General features: G+C 68.2%; 14 protein-coding genes and 1 tRNA gene. 10 read left to right on the top strand and 5 right to left on the bottom strand.

All coding sequences use genetic code 11. The annotated features are described in order from the left end of the window. Positions 1-370 precede the first annotated feature (370 nt). Complete coding sequence (locus KCQ71_RS26130) at positions 371-1,030, bottom strand: response regulator transcription factor (protein ID WP_223408353.1); 660 nt, start codon at positions 1,028-1,030, stop codon at positions 371-373. After that, a complete protein-coding gene (locus KCQ71_RS26125; RefSeq protein ID WP_223408351.1) occupies positions 1,027-2,559 on the bottom strand; it encodes a sensor histidine kinase in 1,533 nt (510 codons plus the stop codon). Before KCQ71_RS26125 ends, KCQ71_RS26130 begins: the two co-directional genes overlap by 4 nt. Before the next feature lie 177 nt (positions 2,560-2,736). On the opposite strand from KCQ71_RS26125, the gene KCQ71_RS26120 reads away from it, so the two are divergent. The 10 genes from KCQ71_RS26120 (at position 2,737) to KCQ71_RS26075 (ending at position 15,784) form a co-directional block, all read left to right on the top strand. Further along, positions 2,737-2,809, top strand: a tRNA-Trp gene (locus KCQ71_RS26120). A gap of 56 nt (positions 2,810-2,865) precedes the next feature. After that, positions 2,866-3,453 (top strand): preprotein translocase subunit SecE, encoded by a 588-nt coding sequence (gene secE / locus KCQ71_RS26115; RefSeq protein ID WP_223408348.1) that lies wholly within the window; start codon positions 2,866-2,868, stop codon positions 3,451-3,453. A 157-nt stretch (positions 3,454-3,610) separates the two neighbouring features. After that, positions 3,611-4,414, top strand: a complete 804-nt coding sequence (nusG, locus tag KCQ71_RS26110) for a transcription termination/antitermination protein NusG (protein WP_223408346.1) — start codon at positions 3,611-3,613, stop codon at positions 4,412-4,414. A gap of 104 nt (positions 4,415-4,518) precedes the next feature. Continuing rightward, complete coding sequence (gene rplK / locus KCQ71_RS26105) at positions 4,519-4,950, top strand: 50S ribosomal protein L11 (protein ID WP_223408344.1); 432 nt, start codon at positions 4,519-4,521, stop codon at positions 4,948-4,950. Between the two features lie 101 nt (positions 4,951-5,051). Then, on the top strand, positions 5,052-5,756 hold the full coding sequence (gene rplA / locus KCQ71_RS26100) for a 50S ribosomal protein L1 (protein WP_223408342.1): 705 nt from the start codon (positions 5,052-5,054) through the stop codon (positions 5,754-5,756). 366 nt (positions 5,757-6,122) lie between these two features. Further along, a complete protein-coding gene (gene rplJ, locus KCQ71_RS26095) occupies positions 6,123-6,650 on the top strand; it encodes a 50S ribosomal protein L10 (protein WP_154792903.1) in 528 nt (175 codons plus the stop codon). A 66-nt stretch (positions 6,651-6,716) separates the two neighbouring features. Beyond that, complete coding sequence (rplL, locus tag KCQ71_RS26090; protein ID WP_223408340.1) at positions 6,717-7,106, top strand: 50S ribosomal protein L7/L12; 390 nt, start codon at positions 6,717-6,719, stop codon at positions 7,104-7,106. A gap of 341 nt (positions 7,107-7,447) precedes the next feature. Continuing rightward, positions 7,448-10,966: a DNA-directed RNA polymerase subunit beta gene (gene rpoB / locus KCQ71_RS26085; protein WP_223408338.1), complete on the top strand. Its 3,519-nt coding sequence runs from the start codon at positions 7,448-7,450 to the stop codon at positions 10,964-10,966. Positions 10,967-11,165: 199 nt separating this feature from the next. Then, positions 11,166-15,056, top strand: coding sequence for a DNA-directed RNA polymerase subunit beta' (locus tag KCQ71_RS26080; RefSeq protein WP_223408336.1), 3,891 nt, complete (start codon positions 11,166-11,168; stop codon positions 15,054-15,056). Positions 15,057-15,238: 182 nt separating this feature from the next. Beyond that, the gene (locus KCQ71_RS26075; protein WP_223411606.1) at positions 15,239-15,784 is read left to right on the top strand and encodes an NADPH-dependent FMN reductase; all 546 of its coding nucleotides are present in this window, start codon (positions 15,239-15,241) and stop codon (positions 15,782-15,784) included. Positions 15,785-15,867: 83 nt separating this feature from the next. Here KCQ71_RS26075 and KCQ71_RS26070 read toward each other — a convergent pair whose 3' ends face one another. From KCQ71_RS26070 to KCQ71_RS26060, 3 genes are read right to left on the bottom strand one after another with little or no spacing between them, the layout of a single operon-like run. Beyond that, the gene (locus KCQ71_RS26070) at positions 15,868-16,836 is read right to left on the bottom strand and encodes an ABC transporter ATP-binding protein (protein WP_223411605.1); all 969 of its coding nucleotides are present in this window, start codon (positions 16,834-16,836) and stop codon (positions 15,868-15,870) included. Further along, positions 16,833-17,636 (bottom strand): ABC transporter permease, encoded by an 804-nt coding sequence (locus tag KCQ71_RS26065; RefSeq protein WP_223411604.1) that lies wholly within the window; start codon positions 17,634-17,636, stop codon positions 16,833-16,835. Before KCQ71_RS26065 ends, KCQ71_RS26070 begins: the two co-directional genes overlap by 4 nt. Next, positions 17,629-18,423, bottom strand: coding sequence for an ABC transporter permease (locus KCQ71_RS26060; RefSeq protein WP_223411603.1), 795 nt, complete (start codon positions 18,421-18,423; stop codon positions 17,629-17,631). The genes KCQ71_RS26065 and KCQ71_RS26060 overlap by 8 nt, the downstream gene beginning before the upstream one ends. Positions 18,424-18,469 lie beyond the last annotated feature (46 nt).

The following is an 18,469-nucleotide window of genomic DNA, read 5'->3' as shown; positions in this document are numbered from 1 at the left end:
GTGTCCGCGCCGTCCCCGGTCGCGAGCCCCGCGTCGGCGCCGAGCCCGGTGTCCGCGCAGAGCCCGGCCAGCGCGGCCAGCGCCCCGTCGGCCGGCTCCGGCGACTGACCCCGGCGCGCCGGCCATCGCGCCGGCGCACGGCTGGACCGAAACCGCGAACGCCCGACGGCACCCACGCCGTCGGGCGTTCGGCATTTGCCTACGCGGCCCGCACGCAGTCGGGCCTTCCCGCATGGATGTGATCGGCACCGACGCCGTCGGGCCCCTCCGCGTGGTGCGCCCTACGGCACGGACGCCATCGGCCGGCTCGCGTTGACCGACGGCACTCGGCTGTCGGCTGGCTCCCGCGCCGCGGGTCCCGCCGCGGGACTCAGCGCAGCCGGTAGCCCATCCCGCGCACGGTCTCGAAACGCTCCGCGCCGAGCTTCTTGCGCAGGTAGCGCACGTACACGTCCACGACGTTCGAGCCGGGATCGAAGTCGTAGCCCCAGACCCGCGACAGCAGTTGCTCGCGGGTCAACACCTGGCCCGGATTGCGCAGGAACGTCTCGGCCAGCGTGAATTCGCGTGCCGAGAGGTCCACCTCGGTGTCCCCGGCGCGGGCTCGACGGGTGCGCAGGTCCAAGGAGAGGTCGCCGTGCACGAGCGTCGTCGGCTCGGCGGCACCGCCCTCCGACCGCAGCCGAAGGCGGACCCGGGCGAGGAGCTCCTCGAACCGGAACGGCTTGGCCATGTAGTCGTCGGCGCCGCCCTCCAGGCCCGCCACGGTGTCGGTGACCGAGTTCCGTGCGGTCAGGATGATCACCGGGAAGGTGATGTTCATCGCGCGGACCTGGCGCAGCACCGCGAACCCGTCCATGTCGGGCAGCCCGAGGTCGAGGATCATGAGATCGAAGTCGCCGGTGCTCGCGAGGTCCACCGCCTCCCGCCCGGTGGTGACGGCGGTCGGCGCGTACCCGGCGGATCGCAGCCCCTTCGCGACGAACGACGAGATCCGGATCTCGTCCTCAGCGATCAGGATCTGGCTCATCGGCGCTCCAGGGCGGTGGTGCTCGGCGCGTCGCCGGCGGGGGAGGTGGTCTCGGTCGGGTCGTCGGCGGCTTCGGAGTCGGTCGGCTCGGAGTCGGCCTTCTCGGACTCTGCCATGAGGGGCAGGTAGATGCTCACCGTGGTGCCGTTACCGAGCCTGGACTCGACCGTGGCGCGGCCACCGTGCGCGACGGCGATCGAGCGCACGATGGTCAGTCCGAGACCGGAGCCCTCGGCGGGGCTGCCGGCGCGCTCGAACCGATCAAAGATCTTGTCCAGGTGTTGCTCGGCGATCCCGGCGCCTTCGTCGCGGACCCAGAGCCGGACCTCGGTGCTCGTCGCCGAGCTACCCAGGGCGATCGTGGACCCCGGTTCGGAGAACTTCACCGCATTCTGGACGAGCTGGAGCAGTGCCTGGGTGATCCGGCGGGGGTCGACGTCGGCGGTGACGTCGGCCAGTCCGTCGAGGACCCAGCGTCGGTCCCCCAGCGGGCGGGCCTTGGTGAGGACCTCGTCGGTGAGGAGCGCTATGTCCGTGGGCTCGGCGATGACGAAGTCGGGTCGGCTGGCCTTCGCCAGCGTGACCAGGTCCTCCACCAGACCGTTCATCCGGTCGAGCTCGTCCAGGACGAGTTCCTTGGTGCTCGCAGCGTCCGTGGGGTCCGCGGGATCCATCAGTTCGAGGTGACCACGGACGATGGTGAGCGGCGTGCGCAGTTCGTGGCCGACGTCGTCGAGCAGTTGACGCTGGGATCCGAACGCGTCCTCAAGGCGTGCCAGCATCCCGTTCACGGTCTCGGTCAGCACGGCGAGGTCGTCGTTGCCGACCACTGCGATCCGCCGGGACAGGTCGCTGGAGCTGGAGATCTCGCCGGCAGTGGTGCGCAGGAGTTTGATCGGCTCGAGCAGGCTACCGACCACGAACCAGCCGATGATGGCCATCCAGACGATGGCTCCGAGCGCCACCAGGGCGTAGGTGCGGAACGTTGTTCCCAGTTCGGCGTGCTCCGCGTCGAGATTCCAGGCGAGCACGAGCGCGCCGGGGACGCCGCCCGGCTCCGGCGTGACCGGCACGGCTGCCACGTAGTAGTTCCGCGCGTCGGTGGTGACCTGCCAGAACCGAGACCTCTCCAAGCTGGCTGAACTGGCGACCGCGGCGACGAGTTCAGGGTCCTCGTCCAGCCACTGCTGCGTCGGGCCGGCGCCGGCTTCGAGTGCTACCTCGGTTCCCAGCATTCCGAACATCGCCTCGTTCGGCTGCACCACCATTCGGCTCAAGGCCGTGCGCAGCAGGGCATCCGCGCTCGCGAAGGCCGCGCCGGTGGCGGGGTCGATGCCCTGCTGCGCGAGTTTCGTGAACTCGGCCACCGAATCCCTCAGGACGGCTTCGATGCGGTCGTCGATGCGTTGGGACTCGAGGATGTAGGCCGTCGTGCCGGCGAGGGCGACCGTGACGGTCGTGAGCAGCACGAGCGCGACCAGGACCCGGGTACGCACCGAGGCGCGCAGACGGAATCGACGGGTGGCCATCGGTCGATTATCGCGTAGTCGCGAGGCGGGCGCTCCGGGAGGGGGAGTGAGCCGCTGCACACGAGTTCGACCCATGGCGCGGACTCCCGTACACTCATCCGAGGTGGTTGACGCCCGCCATGATGGAACACGCCCGCGAGGGGTCGTGGTCCGCGGTTCGGGCGGCACTCATCGCAAAGGGTAGTGGCGCAATTGGTAGCGCACCGGTCTCCAAAACCGGCGGTTGAGGGTTCGAGTCCCTCCTGCCCTGCACAGTCAGTCGATCGCCGGTCGATCCGTCACACACGAACGAGTTGGGGAATATCTGTGAGCACTCCCACGAACCCGGAGTCGGGCGAACCCGACAGCGGCGAACGTGGCGACGTCACCGACCCCACGGAGGGCGTCACCCCAGGTGATGCCATCGGCTCGGCGGACGCGGACGAGGAATCGCTGGACGAGGCGGGTGACGCCGAGGTGCCTGCCGAGGACGCCGATGCGAGCGCCGACGAGGCCTCGACCGAGCAGTCCGCGGCCATCTCGAGCCGCGGCAGCCGGTCCAAGCGCACCGCATCGGACTCCGCCGAGAGCACGACGACCAGGTCCGGGTCGTCGAAGTCGTCGGCTCGCTCCTCCTCGAGCAAGGCCGTGGCCGCGTCGGCAGGTGCCGGCAAGGGCCGAGCGACGCGCAGCCGTGCGGAGGCCGAGCGTGAGGTCCGGCCGAACGTGTTCGCGAGGATCGCGCTCTTCGTCCGCCAGGTCATCGCCGAACTCAAGAAGGTCGTCACCCCGACCCGGTCGGAACTACTGACGTTCATCGCCGTTGTCGTGGTGTTCGTGCTGATCGTCATGGCATACGTCGGTGTGCTGGACTTCGCGATCGGCAAGCTGGTGCTCTGGGCGTTCGGCGCCTAGCGCAACGGCCCCCCGGTTGCCCGGAGACCACTCCGGGACGGCTCCGGTATGGCGTCGGCGGTACGAAGCGGGACAATGGCGAGGTCGGGACGGTTCCGATCTCGACGAAGCATGCAGGATCAACGAGCAGGACAAGACGAGGGAAGCAGGTCAGGACGTGTCTGAAGAGACCCGCGACGTGGACGAGACGGTCGACGTCGTCGAGGAGGTCGGCGCCGAGGGCGTGGACTCCGCCGACGGTGCGGACTCCGCGGACATCGCCGAGGACTCGGCCGTGTCCGACGGCGATGCCGACGCAATGGACGAGGCCGATGCAGTTGACGAGGCCGCCGTCGAGGACGAGGCCGCTGTCGAGGACGAGGACCCCCTGGTCGCGTTCCGCCGCGAGCTGCGCTCGCTCCCCGGTGACTGGTACGTGATCCACTCCTACGCCGGCTACGAGAACCGTGTGAAGGTCAACCTCGAGTCCCGGATCCAGTCCCTCAACATGGAGGACTACATCTTCCAGGTCGAGGTGCCCATGGAGGAGGTCGTCGAGATCAAGAACTCCGTCCGCAAGGTGGTCCGCCGGGTGCGGATCCCCAGTTACGTGCTGGTGCGGATGGATCTGACCGACGAGTCCTGGGGCGCCGTCCGGCACACTCCGGGTGTCACCGGCTTCGTGGGCCACACCCACTCCCCGGTCCCGCTGAGTCTTGACGAGGTCATGTCGATGCTCGCCACGACCGTGGAGCAGAAGGCGCCGGCAACGACCGGTGGACGCGCCACCGCCGCTACCCCCGCCGTGCAGGTCGACTTCACTGTCGGCGAGTCGGTCACCGTCACCGACGGTCCGTTCGACACGCTGCCGGCCACCATCTCCGAGATCAACGCCGAGGGCCAGAAGCTCAAGGTGCTGGTCTCGATCTTCGGCCGCGAGACGCCCGTCGAGCTGTCGTTCAACCAGGTCGCCAAGATCTGACCCGCTCACCCGAGCAGGGGCCCGCCACGGTGGGTCCTGACCGCAAGGTCGTGCAACCGGGTCATCGCCCAAGGCGTCGGCCCACCAACAGGAAGCAGTAGAGCATGCCCCCCAAGAAGAAGGTCACCGGCCTCATCAAGCTCCAGATCCAGGCCGGCGCAGCCAACCCCGCGCCGCCGATCGGCCCCGCGCTCGGTCAGCACGGCGTGAACATCATGGAGTTCTGCAAGGCCTACAACGCGGCCACGGAGTCGCAGCGCGGCAACGTGATCCCGGTCGAGATCACCGTGTACGAGGACCGTTCGTTCACGTTCATCACGAAGACGCCGCCGGCTGCGGAGCTCATCAAGAAGGCCGCCGGCGTGGCCAAGGGCTCCGGCACCCCGCACACCACCAAGGTCGGTTCGCTGACCAAGGACCAGGTCCGCGAGATCGCTCAGACGAAGTTCGACGACCTCAACGCCAACGATCTCGACGCCGCGTCGCTGATCATCGCCGGCACCGCCCGTTCCATGGGCATCAGCGTCAAGGACTGAACCCGTCCCTGATCCACCCCCGCGGTGAGCATCATGCGCACCGCACAGTGGAAGGGCCCGCGCGGGCCCGCACCACGACTGCTCACATGAAGGAGAAGCAGATGACTACGCGCAGCAAGGATTACCGCAAGGCCGCCGAACTCGTGCAGGCCGATCACGTCTATGCCCCGGCGGAGGCCATCGAGGTCGCCCGCAAGGGTGCCGCGACGAAGTTCGACTCGACCGTCGAGGTCGTGTTCCGGCTCGGCGTCGACCCCCGCAAGGCCGACCAGATGGTTCGCGGCACCGTGAACCTCCCGCACGGCACCGGCAAGACCGCCCGGGTCCTGGTGTTCGCCACCGGTGACCGCGCGGAGCAGGCCATCGCGGCCGGCGCCGACGAGGTCGGCGGCGACGACCTGATCGAGAAGGTCGCCGGCGGCTACACCGACTTCGACGCGGCCGTGGCCACGCCGGACCTGATGGGCAAGGTCGGTCGTCTGGGCCGCGTGCTCGGGCCCCGTGGCCTGATGCCGAACCCGAAGACCGGAACCGTCACCATGGACGTCGCCAAGGCCGTGACCGACATCAAGGGCGGCAAGATCGACTTCCGAGTGGACAAGCACGGGAACCTGCACTTCATCATCGGCAAGGTCTCGTTCGACCAGGAGAAGCTGCTGGCGAACTACACGGCCGCCTTCGAAGAGGTCATGCGCCTCAAGCCGGCGTCCTCCAAGGGCCGCTACATCACCAAGGCCGTGCTGAGCACGACCATGGGCCCCGGCATCGCGATCGACCCGGCGAAGCTTGCGGTAGAGACCGCCTGAGTCCGATCGCCTGATCCGCTGGTCGGATCCCGGCAGCATCTCGCACGCCCGGTCCGGTCCCTCCATCGGAGGGGCCGGACCGACTGCGTTCGGGGCGCCGGACGACCGGGGCGGGTCAGTGGCACATCACACAGGCCCTGGGATTTGGTCAGGCACCAGCGGCTGTGTACAGTGGAACTTGCCCAAGACCGCCGGTCGCCCGTCACACGACGGGGCCAAGTCCGCAGATGCGGAGCCAGCGTAGGTGGACGAGTTCGATCAAGTGCCGGAGCGTCAGCGTTCCGAATCCGAACCCCGTGCATCTGCGCGGGGTTCTTTCCGTATGTGCGCCCTCGACCTTCGCGGCACATCTCGGAAGGAGGGCCCATGGCACGGCCTGACAAGGCGGCAGCAGTTGCCGAACTGACGGAGAAGTTCCGCCAGTCCACGGCCGCTGTGCTGACCGAGTACCGCGGGCTCACGGTGGCCCAGCTCAAGGCGCTGCGCACCGATCTCGGCGGTACCACCAGCTTCGCCGTGGTGAAGAACACGCTCACCGGCATTGCGGCCAAGGAAGCCGGCATCGACGCGTTCGATGGCGAGCTCACCGGGCCGTCGGCCATCGCCTTCATCTCCGGTGATCCGGTCGAGGCGGCGAAGAGCCTGCGTGACTTCGCCAAGGCGAACCCCAAGCTGGTTATCAAGGGTGGTGTCCTCGACGGGCGCGCCCTGACGTCCGCGGACGTCACCAAGCTCGCGGACCTCGAGTCCCGCGAGGTGCTCCTGGCCAAGGCGGCCGGCGCGTTCAAGGCGAAGCTGCACCAGGCGGCCTACGTCTTCAACGCTCCCGCTGCCAAGGCGGTGCGCACCATCGAAGCCCTGCGTGAGAAGCAGGCGACGGAGTCCGCGGCCTGAGGCCCGGTCTTCGACCAACCACACACTGCTTCTCCGCAAGCAGGACCAACAGGAAGGAACGCCATCATGGCGAAGCTCAGCACCGACGAGCTCATTGACGCTTTCAAGGAGCTCACCCTGATCGAGCTCTCCGAGTTCGTGAAGCAGTTCGAGGAGACCTTCGAGGTCACCGCCGCCGCTCCGGCCGCCGTTGCGGTCGCCGCCGGCCCCGCCGCCGGTGGTGGCGACGACGAGGCCGAGGAGCAGACCGAGTTCGACGTCATCCTCGACTCCGTCGGCGACAAGAAGATCCAGGTCATCAAGGAGGTGCGCGCCCTCACGAGCCTCGGCCTGAAGGAGGCCAAGGACCTCGTTGACAGCGCCCCCAAGGCGATCGTCGAAGGCGTGGCGAAGGACGTCGCCGACAAGGCGAAGGAAACCCTCGAAGGCGCCGGCGCCACCGTCACCGTCAAGTGATCTGACGGCGGGTGGTCAGTTCCGCCGGTTCACGCCGCAAGGCGATGACACCGGGCGCTCGGAGCCGGGCAGCCCGCCGGCATTACCCGGCCACGCCAATAACGAGGCCACAATGACGAGGCCCGCACCGATTCCGGTGCGGGCCTCGTCGCCACTGGACAGACGTAGCCAAAGTGGCTATGCTGTCGCTTTGCGCTGTCTTCTGCCCCCAGCACACGCTTCCCGAACCGGGTCCATCACACACGTCCGCGTGCGCGATGTCTGGCCCGGGCGAAGTTCGGGCGGGGTTTGTTTGGGGTGGTCCGGCGCGCGTGCACACAATTCGTAGGGAAGGACCCCTCTTGGCTGCCTCGCGCACCCCTTCTGCTCCGACCACCGACGCCATCGCCCAACGTACCGCCTCTCGCCGGGTCTCCTTCGCAAAGATCCACGAGCCTCTCCAGGCACCCGACCTTCTCGGGCTGCAGACCGACAGCTTCGACTGGCTGCTCGGTAACGAGGACTGGCAGGCGCGGGTTCAGGCTGCCGTCGACTCGGGCAACAACGACGTCACCATGACCTCCGGTCTCGAGGAGATCTTCGAGGAGATCTCGCCGATCGAGGACTTCGGGGCGACGATGTCGCTGTCGTTCCGGGACCACCGGTTCGAGCCGCCGAAGTACACCGCCGACGAATGCAAGGAGAAGGACTTCACCTACTCCGCGCCGCTGTTCGTCACGGCGGAGTTCGTCAACTACACGACCGGCGAGATCAAGTCGCAGACGGTCTTCATGGGCGAGTTCCCGCTGATGACCGAGCGCGGCACGTTCATCATCAACGGTACCGAGCGGGTCGTCGTCTCCCAGCTCGTCCGTTCGCCCGGTGTGTACTTCGAGCGCACCCCGGACAAGACGTCCGACAAGGACATCTTCACCACCAAGGTGATCCCGTCCCGTGGCGCGTGGCTCGAGTTCGAGATCGACAAGCGTGACGCAGTCGGCGTCCGCGTCGACCGGAAGCGGAAGCAGTCGGTCACGGTCTTCCTCAAGGCCCTCGGCATGACCGAGAGCGAGATCCGCGAGTCGTTCGCCGAGTACCCGTCCGTGCTGGAGACGCTCGAGAAGGACAGTGTCCACACGCAGGACGAGGCGCTCCTCGACATCTACCGCAAGATTCGCCCGGGCGAGCCGCCCACGGTCGAGGCCGGCACGGCGCTCCTCGACAACTTCTACTTCAACGCCAAGCGCTACGACCTGGCGAAGGTCGGCCGCTACAAGGTGAACAAGAAGCTCGGCGTCGATGCTGCGATCGACGACTCGGTCCTCTCCCGCGATGACATCGTCGGCACGATCAAGTACCTCGCCGCCCTGCACAAGGGCGAGGCCGAGATCCCCGGCCTGAAGGACGGCAAGGAGGTGGCCGTTCGCGTCGAGACCGACGACATCGACCACTTCGGCAACCGTCGCATCCGCGCCGTCGGTGAGCTGATCCAGAACCAGGTGCGTACCGGGCTGTCCCGGATGGAGCGCGTGGTCCGCGAGCGGATGACGACTCAGGACGTCGAGGCGATCACGCCGCAGACCCTGATCAACATCCGTCCCGTGGTGGCCTCCATCAAGGAGTTCTTCGGGACCAGCCAGCTGTCGCAGTTCATGGACCAGAACAACCCGCTCGCGGGTCTGACGCACAAGCGTCGCCTGTCCGCGCTCGGCCCGGGTGGTCTGTCCCGTGACCGCGCCGGCATGGAGGTCCGTGACGTTCACCCGTCGCACTACGGCCGGATGTGCCCGATCGAGACCCCTGAGGGTCCGAACATCGGTCTGATCGGTTCGCTGGCGACGTACGCCCGCATCAACCCGTTCGGTTTCGTCGAGACCCCGTACCGCAAGGTCATCAAGGGTCGCGTCACCGACGATGTGGACTACCTCACCGCCGATGACGAGGACCGGTACGTCATCGCGCAGGCCAACGCCCCACTCACCGAGGACGGCCACTTCGCCGAGTCCGACGTGCTGGTCCGGGTCCGCGGCGGGGACACGTTGGACATCGCAGCGGAGAACGTGGACTACATGGACGTCTCCGCGCGTCAGATGGTCTCCGTCGCCACCGCGATGATCCCGTTCCTCGAGCACGACGACGCGAACCGTGCCCTCATGGGTGCGAACATGCAGCGCCAGGCCGTGCCGCTGGTCCGCAGCGAGGCCCCGCTCGTGGGTACCGGTATGGAGCGCCGTGCGGCGGTCGACGCCGGTGACGTGATCGTGGCCACCAAGCCGGGTGTCGTGCAGGAGGTCTCCGCGGACGCGATCGTCGTGGCCCAGGACGACGCCTCCACGTTCACCTACCGGGTGGCCAAGTTCCGTCGCTCCAACCAGGGCACCTCCTACAACCAGCGTGTGCTGGTCGAAGAGGGAGCCCGGGTCGAGGTCGGTTCGGTGCTCGCGGACGGCCCGGCCACGGATGAGGGTGAACTCGCACTCGGGCGCAACCTGCTGGTCGCGTTCATGTCGTGGGAGGGTCACAACTACGAGGACGCGATCATCCTCTCCCAGCGCCTGGTCCAGGACGACGTCCTCTCCTCGATCCACATCGAGGAGCACGAGGTCGACGCCCGCGACACGAAGCTGGGGCCGGAGGAGATCACCCGGGACATCCCGAACGTCTCCGACGAGGTCCTCGCGGACCTCGACGAGCGCGGCATCATCCGTATCGGTGCCGAGGTCGGCGCCGGTGACGTGCTGGTCGGCAAGGTCACGCCGAAGGGTGAGACCGAGCTGACTCCGGAGGAGCGCCTGCTGCGCGCCATCTTCGGTGAGAAGGCGCGTGAAGTGCGCGACACCTCGCTGAAGGTGCCCCACGGTGAGTCCGGCACGGTGATCGAGGTGCGTGAGTTCAACCGCGAGGACGGCGACGAGCTGCCCCCGGGTGTGAACCAGCTGGTGCGTGTCTACATCGCGCAGCGACGCAAGATCACCGACGGCGACAAGCTCGCCGGCCGCCACGGCAACAAGGGTGTCATCTCAAAGATCCTGCCCATCGAGGACATGCCGTTCCTTGAGGACGGCACCCCTGTGGACATCATCCTGAACCCGCTCGGCGTGCCCGGCCGGATGAACGTCGGCCAGGTCCTCGAGACCCACCTCGGGTGGGTCGCGAAGCAGGGCTGGGAGGCCGGCATCGAGGATGCCAAGAACGGGAAGGTCCCGGCGTGGGCGAAGAACCTCGCCCCGGAGGCGCTCAAGGGCGCACCCGGAACCCCCGTGGCGTCGCCGGTGTTCGACGGTCTGCACGAGGACGAGTTGACGGGCCTGTTGGACTCCACGACCCCCACCCGGGACGGGGACCGGCTCGTGGATGCGTCCGGCAAGGCGCGGCTGTTCGACGGCCGCTCCGGCGAGCCGTTCCCGGAGCCGATCGCTGTCGGCTACATGTACATCCTGAAGCTGCACCACTTGGTGGACGACAAGATCCACGCGCGTTCGACGGGTCCGTACTCGATGATCACGCAGCAGCCGCTGGGTGGTAAGGCGCAGTTCGGTGGTCAGCGGTTCGGCGAGATGGAGGTGTGGGCCCTTGAGGCCTACGGCGCCGCCTACGCGCTGCAGGAGCTGCTCACCATCAAGTCCGACGATGTCCCCGGCCGCGTGAAGGTCTACGAGGCCATCGTCAAGGGCGAGAACATCCCCGAGCCGGGCATCCCCGAGTCCTTCAAGGTGCTCATCAAGGAGATGCAGTCGCTGTGCCTGAACGTCGAGGTGCTCAACTCCGACGGGACCTCGATCGAGATGCGTGACACCGACGAGGAGGTGTACCGGGCCGCTGAGGAGCTCGGTATCGACCTCTCCCGTCGTCCCGACGCGAGCAGCGTCGAAGAGATCTGAGCGGCCCCGTCAGCGGTCGGGTCCACGTGACCCGACCCCAGACGCCCCCCACAACCAGATTTGTTCCACCCGGGGTTTAACCGCAGGAAGTAGCTCTCGCGCCCCCCGGGCCGGGGGGGGGCCCCCCGCCCCCCCCCCGCTGACGCCCCCCTCATCCTGATTGGTTCCACACGGTGTTTCACCGAAGGAAGTAGGAAAATTGCTCGACGTCAACGTCTTCGACGAGCTACGTATCGGTCTCGCGACCGCGGACGAGGTCCGCGCCTGGTCGCACGGTGAGGTCAAGAAGCCGGAGACCATCAATTACCGCACCCTGAAGCCCGAGAAGGACGGCCTCTTCTGCGAGAAGATCTTCGGCCCCACCCGGGACTGGGAGTGCTACTGCGGCAAGTACAAGCGCGTGCGCTTCAAGGGCATCATCTGTGAGCGCTGCGGCGTCGAGGTGACCCGCTCCAAGGTCCGACGCGAGCGGATGGGCCACATCGAGCTCGCCGCCCCGGTCACGCACATCTGGTACTTCAAGGGTGTTCCGTCCCGTCTGGGCTACCTGCTCGACCTGGCGCCGAAGGACCTCGAGAAGGTCATCTACTTCGCGGCCTACATGATCACCTCGGTCGACACCGATGGCCGTCACGAGGACCTGCCGAGTCTGCAGAACGAGATCGACCTGGAGAAGGCCGACATCTCGAAGCGTCGCGACCTCGACGTCGCCAACCGCAGCGAGCGCCTCGAGGCCGACCTGGCCGAGCTCGAGGCCGAGGGTGCCAAGGCCGACGCGCGCCGTAAGGTCAAGGACTCCGCCGAGCGCGAGATGGCTCAGATCCGCAAGCGTGCGGACAACGAGCTGGACCGCCTCGAGCAGGTCTGGGACCGGTTCAAGAACCTCAAGGTCGCCGACCTCGAGGGCGACGAGATGCTGTACCGCCAGCTGCAGGACCGCTACGGCAACTACTTCGAGGGTTCGATGGGTGCCGGCGCGATCCAGAAGCGCCTGGAGACCTTCGACCTCGAGGCGGAGTCCGATTCGCTGCGCGAGACGATCCGCACCGGAAAGGGCCAGCGCAAGACCCGTGCCCTGAAGCGGCTGAAGGTCGTCAACGCGTTCCTGACGACGAACAACTCTCCGCTGGGCATGGTGCTGGACTGCATCCCGGTGATCCCGCCGGACCTGCGTCCGATGGTGCAGCTCGACGGTGGCCGGTTCGCGACCAGCGACCTGAACGACCTCTACCGCCGCGTGATCAACCGCAACAACCGGTTGAAGCGACTGCTGGACCTCGGCGCACCCGAGATCATCGTCAACAACGAGAAGAGGATGCTCCAGGAGGCCGTCGACTCGCTGTTCGACAACGGCCGCCGTGGTCGTCCGGTGACCGGCCCGGGCAACCGCCCGCTCAAGTCGATCTCGGACATGCTCAAGGGCAAGCAGGGCCGGTTCCGTCAGAACCTGCTCGGCAAGCGCGTCGACTACTCCGGTCGAAGCGTCATCGTGGTCGGCCCGCAGCTCAAGCTGCACCAGTGCGGGCTGCCCAAGCAGATGGCCCTCGAGCTCTTCAAGCCGTTCGTCATGAAGCGGCTCGTGGACCTCAACCACGCGCAGAACATCAAGAGCGCCAAGCGCATGGTGGAGCGCGCGCGCTCCGTCGTGTGGGACGTGCTCGAAGAGGTCATCACCGAGCACCCCGTGCTGCTGAACCGGGCACCGACGCTGCACCGACTGGGCATCCAGGCCTTCGAGCCACAGCTGGTCGAGGGTAAGGCGATCCACCTGCACCCGTTGGTGTGTGGTGCGTTCAACGCCGACTTCGACGGTGACCAGATGGCCGTCCACCTGCCGCTCTCCTCGGAAGCGCAGGCCGAGGCCCGCATCCTGATGCTCTCGAGCAACAACATCCTCAAGCCGTCGGACGGTCGTCCGGTGACCATGCCCTCGCAGGACATGATCATCGGTCTGTTCCACCTGACGTCGGACCGTGAGGATGCGCTCGGCGAGGGCCGTGCCTTCACCTCCCCGGCGGAGGCCTTCATGGCCTTCGACGCGGGCGAGCTCGACCTGAACGCGAAGATCACCCTGCGGCTGACCGACTTGGTCCCGCCGGAGGGCTGGGAGGCGCCGGAGGGCTACTCCGAGGGCGACGCGATCCTGTTCGAGACCACGCTCGGCCGGTCCCTGTTCAACGAGGCCCTGCCGGTGGACTACCCGTTCATCAACACGATCGTGGACAAGAAGGTGCTGTCCGGGATCGTCAACGACCTCGCGGAGCGCTACCCCAAGGTGGTCGTCGCGGCCAGCCTGGACGCGCTCAAGGAGGCCGGCTTCAAGTGGGCGACCCGCTCGGGCGTGACCATCTCGATCTCCGACGTCGCGACACCGTCGAACAAGGCGCAGATCCTCGAGGGCTACGAGGCGAAGGCCGCCAAGGTCCAGGGCCAGTACGACCGCGGTCTGCTCACCGACGACGAGCGTCGTCAGGAGCTCGTGGAGATCTGGAACCAGGCCACCGACGAGGTCGCCGCAGCCATGCGGGCGAACTTCTCGAAGAACAACCCGGTGAACCGGATGGTCGGCTCGGGTGCCCGTGGTAACTGGATGCAGGTGCGTCAGATCGCCGGTATGCGCGGCCTGGTGGCCAACCCGAAGGGTGAGATCATCCCGCGGCCGATCAAGTCCAACTACCGCGAGGGTCTGTCGGTGGTCGAGTACTTCATCGCCACCCACGGTGCCCGTAAGGGTCTGGCCGACACCGCGCTGCGGACGGCCGACTCGGGCTACCTGACCCGTCGTCTCGTGGACGTGTCGCAGGACGTCATCATCCGTGAGGACGACTGCGGGACCGAGCGGGGTCTGACCCTGCCGATCCTGGAGCGCACGCCCAGCGGGCAGGCGCGCCGCGCGGACACCGTCGAGACCAGCGTCTACGGACGCAGCCTCGCGGGTTCGGTCTCGTCGCCCGACGGCGAGGTGCTCGGCGAGGGTGGTGACGACGTCGGGGACGTGCTCCTCGACAAGCTCATCGAGGCCGGCGTGGAGCAGCTCAAGGTCCGGTCGGTGCTCACGTGTGAGTCCCGCGTCGGTACCTGCGCCAAGTGCTACGGCCGCTCGCTGGCCACCGGCAAGCTGGTCGACATCGGTGAGGCCGTCGGCATCATCGCGGCCCAGTCCATCGGTGAGCCCGGCACCCAGCTGACGATGCGGACCTTCCACACCGGTGGTGTGGCGAGCGCCGAGGACATCACGCAGGGTCTGCCCCGTGTGACCGAGCTGTTCGAGGCCCGCACCCCCAAGGGTGAGGCCCCGATCGCGGAGATCGCCGGCCGCATCGCCATCGACGAGAGCGAGCGCTCGCGTCGCCTGGTGATCACGCCCGACGACGGCAGCGAGGAGATCGCCTACCCGGTCACCAAGCGGTCGCGGCTCCTGGTGCACGATGGCGACCACGTCGCCGTCGGCCAGCAGCTGGTCGCCGGTGCGGTTGACCCGAAGAAGGTGCTGCGGATCCTCGGTCCGCGCGCGGTGCAGAAGCACCTCGTGGACGAGGTCCAGGAGGTCTACCGCTCCCAGGGCGTGGACATCCACGACAAGCACATCGAGGTCATCGTCCGGCAGATGCTGCGTCGGGTCACGGTGCTCGACTCCGGTGAGTCCCGGCTGTTGCCGGGTGAGCTGGCCGAGCGTTCGCGGTTCGAGGACGAGAACCGTCGGGTCGTCTCCGAGGGTGCCCAGCCGGCTTCGGGTCGACCCGAGCTGATGGGGATCACGAAGGCCTCGCTGGCGACCGAGTCGTGGCTGTCCGCGGCGTCCTTCCAGGAGACCACGAAGGTGCTGACCGAGGCCGCGATGAGCGGACGCTCGGACTCCCTGCTGGGTCTGAAGGAGAACGTCATCCTCGGTAAGCTCATCCCGGCCGGGACCGGCCTGCCGCGCTACCGCAACGTGCGCGTCGAGCCGACCGAGGCCGCGAAGGCCGAGATCTACCCGAGCTTCGGCTACGACGAGATCGACTACACGCCGGTCTCCGAGGGCTCCGGCGAGGCGATCGCGCTCGAGGAGCTCGACCTGGGCCGCGGCTTCGAGGCGGACTTCCGCTGAGTCGCACGACCTGATCGACCACTGAATGGTCCGGCATCCCGCGAGGGGTGCCGGACCATTCGTGTGTCCGGCACCGGATCGGTGGCCGCCGGCCCGGGCGGACGCGGTGCGTGGTCGCGGTGAGGCCAGTCACATCTGGCGAAGAGGGGAATGTTATTGAAAGTTCACCTATTGAGAGGTGCATGACTTCTCACAAGATCGGCATCGTCGTCAGCTCCTCCCGTCCGACCCGGATCGGCACCAAGGTCGCCCAGTGGGTCGGCGCCCAGGCGCCGAACGACACCGAGATCGACATCATCGACCTTGCCGAGGTGGCCCTGCCCTTCCTCGCGGAGCCCGAACTCCCGTCCGCCGGCAACTACACCCAGGCCAGCACCCTGGCGTGGTCGGAGCGGGTGCGCGCCTACGACGCGCTCATCGTCACCCTGCCCGAGTACAACGCCGGATACCCGGCCGTCGTGAAGAACGCCATCGACACCCTCCATGCCGAGTGGAGCGACCTACCGATCGGCATCATCGGCTACGGCTGGGGCGCCGCCGCCGGGTCCGCCCGCCAGTTCGGCGAGGTCCTCGACCGCGTCAAGGCGCTCCGTCTCGACGGCCCGGGTCTCAGCTTCGGCCAGGATCTGACCCCGGAGGGCGACATCCTCGAGGCGGCCCCGGCCGACGAGGTGCGCGGCCTCTACGACCAGATCATCGCGGCCGTGCGCGAGAAGGTTGCGGCCTGACCCTCTCGCCCGCAGTCAGTCCTCCCCGGCCGCAGCGGCGCCCGATCCGGTGCGACGGGCCTCGCCGGCGCTCGGCGGTACGGCTAGGTCCCGCTCGCGTACAGCCGCCGGACCACGTCCTCGATGTCCGGCTCCTCGATCGTGAGGTCGCGCACCTCGGCACGTGCCGACACGTGTGCCAGGACCGCGGCCGCCGTGGTCGATCCTGGGGTGAAGGCGAGCCGCTGACGGAGCCCGTCCGCCTCGACGCCGAGGAGCCTGGTGCCGGCGACGTCCGCCAGCGGCGCCGTGGTCTCCTCGAGGTCGACGACGATCACGCGGTCGGCGCCGACCCGCTCCACGAGGCCGGGCAGGGTGCCGTCGTAGGCCATCCGGCCGTGGTCGACCACGATGATGCGGTCGGTCAGGCGCTGCACGTCGTCCATGTCGTGCGTGGTCAGGAGCAGCGTCGTGTCCCCGGCGGCCCGCTCCTCGAGCAGGAACTGGCGCAAGCGTTCCTTGCTCAGCACGTCGAGACCGATGGTCGGCTCGTCCAGGATGAGCAGTTCGGGGGAGTGCAGCAGTGCCGCCGCGATCTCACCCCGGATGCGCTGTCCGAGGCTCAACTGACGCACCGGCGTCTCGAGGAACTCACCGAGGTCGAGGCGTTCGACCAGGGTGCCCCGCCGGGTCCGCAGCGTGTCCGGGCCGAGCCGGTGGATCGCCGCCAGAGCGCGATAGGACTCGGCGAGCGGCAGGTCCCACCACAGCTGGGACCGTTGCCCGAACACCACCCCGATCCGCCGCGCAAGCTCGCGCCGGTGGCGGTGCGGGTCCAGCCCGCAGGTGTGCACGCGACCGGCGGTCGGTACCAGGATGCCGGTGAGCATCTTGATGGTGGTGGACTTCCCGGCGCCGTTGGCGCCGATGTACCCGACGGCGGCCCCTGCCTCGATCGTGAAGTCCAGGTCGGCGACGGCGCGGGTGATGCTGCGCCTGCGGCGCAGTCCGCGACCGGTCCGGATCACGAAGTCCCGGCCGAGGCCGGTGGCGCTGATGATCGGTTCGGTCATGACCCCGCTCCTGTGTAGTGACGTAGGCCCGCCCGCCAACCGAGCAGGGCGACGGTCCAGATGCCGGCGGCCGCGACCGGCGCGAACCACCCCAGGACCGCCGGTGTCCACGCCGGTCCGGCGTGGCCGAGGAGCACGAGGGTGGGCAGGTACGCGGTGAACGCGGCCGGGACCACGAACGTGAACAGCACGCGCATCGGCAGACTGAAGATCGAGGTGGGGTAGGACGCCGCGTACGAGCCGCCGTAGGTGAACGCGTTCGCGAACTCGCCGCCCTCCACGAGCCAGAACTGCACCCCGGCCGCGCACACGAACAGCGCCGCGAAGATGATCGCGCTGAACAACGGCGTCAGGACGGCCAGGACCACGAGTGCCGGCGTCCACGCGATCGTGTTCATCGACAGCGCGATCACCAGCACCACCGCAGCGACCGCTGTGCGGCCCAAGCGACGAAGCTGCAGGTCGCTGGTGATCAGCTGGGCCAGGACCGGCAGCGGACGCAGCAGGAACGCGTCCAGGGTGCCCGAGCGGAGGTACCGCGGTAGCGAGTCCACATGCCCGACCGCCATGTCCGCGAGCGAGAAGCCGATCCCGGCGAAGGCGAACAGCAGCAGTGCCCCGGCCAGGTCGAGCTCGCCCAGGACGGTGATCGAGGAGAAGATCACGAGCACCTCGGCGAGCTCGAGCACACCGATACCGACCGCACCGATGAGGTCCAGGACGAACGAGCGCCGGTAGGCCAGTTGGGAGCGCAGCCGGGAAGCGAGCAGGGCCCGGTAGGGCGCGAGGACCTCACCCACCCTGCACCACCACCTTCCGCGCCCCGATCTCGAACACCGCGCGCCCGACCACGAGCAGGCCGATCGCCCACGCGACCTGCTCGCCGAGCAGCACCAACGCCTCCGGTCCCGCCGCGCGCCCCATGATGATGTCGATCGGGTGCTGCAGCATCGCCGGGAACGGCGTCCACGCCGCCACCGTTGCGAGCCAGGGCGGGAACCAGTGCACGGGCACCACGAGACCGCACAGGAGGTTCGATGCGACGAGGTAGAGCGTCATGACGCCCCGGAGGTCCAGCAGCCAGAAGGCCGCCAGGTTGACCAGCCACCGGCAGGCGAACGAGACCACGACGGCGAGCGTCACCGAGACCAGGCCGAGCAGATAGGGCAGGAGCTCAGCGGGCAGGGCCAGCCCGGTCACGAGTGCGCCGACCACCAGCGGTGGGGCGGCGCGGGGGACGAGCTGGAACGCGGCCCGGCCCAGGTCCGCGGCCAGGTAGCCGGCCTGCGGATCGATCGGGCGGGCCAGGTCGATCGCGATGTCCCCGGACCGGATCCGCTCCGCGAGCTCGGACCAGGTGAAGACGTTCACCGGACCGATGAGTGCCTGGGCGAGCCAGGCGTAGGTGGCCCCCGTGAGAGCGTCGTAACCGGCCAGCATCCCGCCGGCGGCCCCGATCGCCCCCATCGTGATCGCCGCCTTGATGAGGCCGAAGACCGTGTTCGTGAATGCGCCCGCGGCGGCCGCGGTGCGGTACGCGGACCATCGCCGCCAGCCGAGACCGGCATACACGGCGAGGGCGGACACAAGAGCGAGAACTTACTCGCCGCTCGGATGGGAGTCAATGGTGACC

Source organism: Occultella gossypii (assembly GCF_019947135.1).
GTDB lineage: Bacteria > Actinomycetota > Actinomycetes > Actinomycetales > Beutenbergiaceae > Occultella > Occultella gossypii.
The sequence above is the reverse complement of the archived record's forward strand: the minus strand, read 5'-3'. Positions and strand labels throughout refer to the sequence as shown.

Coding starts and splice junctions, on each gene's coding strand:
- KCQ71_RS26130 (WP_223408353.1), bottom strand. CDS start 1,030: ATGAGCCAGATCCTGATCGCTGAGGACGAGATCCGGATCTCGTCGTTC.
- KCQ71_RS26125 (WP_223408351.1), bottom strand. CDS start 2,559: ATGGCCACCCGTCGATTCCGTCTGCGCGCCTCGGTGCGTACCCGGGTC.
- rplK (WP_223408344.1), top strand. CDS start 4,519: ATGCCCCCCAAGAAGAAGGTCACCGGCCTCATCAAGCTCCAGATCCAG.
- rplA (WP_223408342.1), top strand. CDS start 5,052: ATGACTACGCGCAGCAAGGATTACCGCAAGGCCGCCGAACTCGTGCAG.
- rplJ (WP_154792903.1), top strand. CDS start 6,123: ATGGCACGGCCTGACAAGGCGGCAGCAGTTGCCGAACTGACGGAGAAG.
- rplL (WP_223408340.1), top strand. CDS start 6,717: ATGGCGAAGCTCAGCACCGACGAGCTCATTGACGCTTTCAAGGAGCTC.
- KCQ71_RS26075 (WP_223411606.1), top strand. CDS start 15,239: ATGACTTCTCACAAGATCGGCATCGTCGTCAGCTCCTCCCGTCCGACC.
- KCQ71_RS26070 (WP_223411605.1), bottom strand. CDS start 16,836: ATGACCGAACCGATCATCAGCGCCACCGGCCTCGGCCGGGACTTCGTG.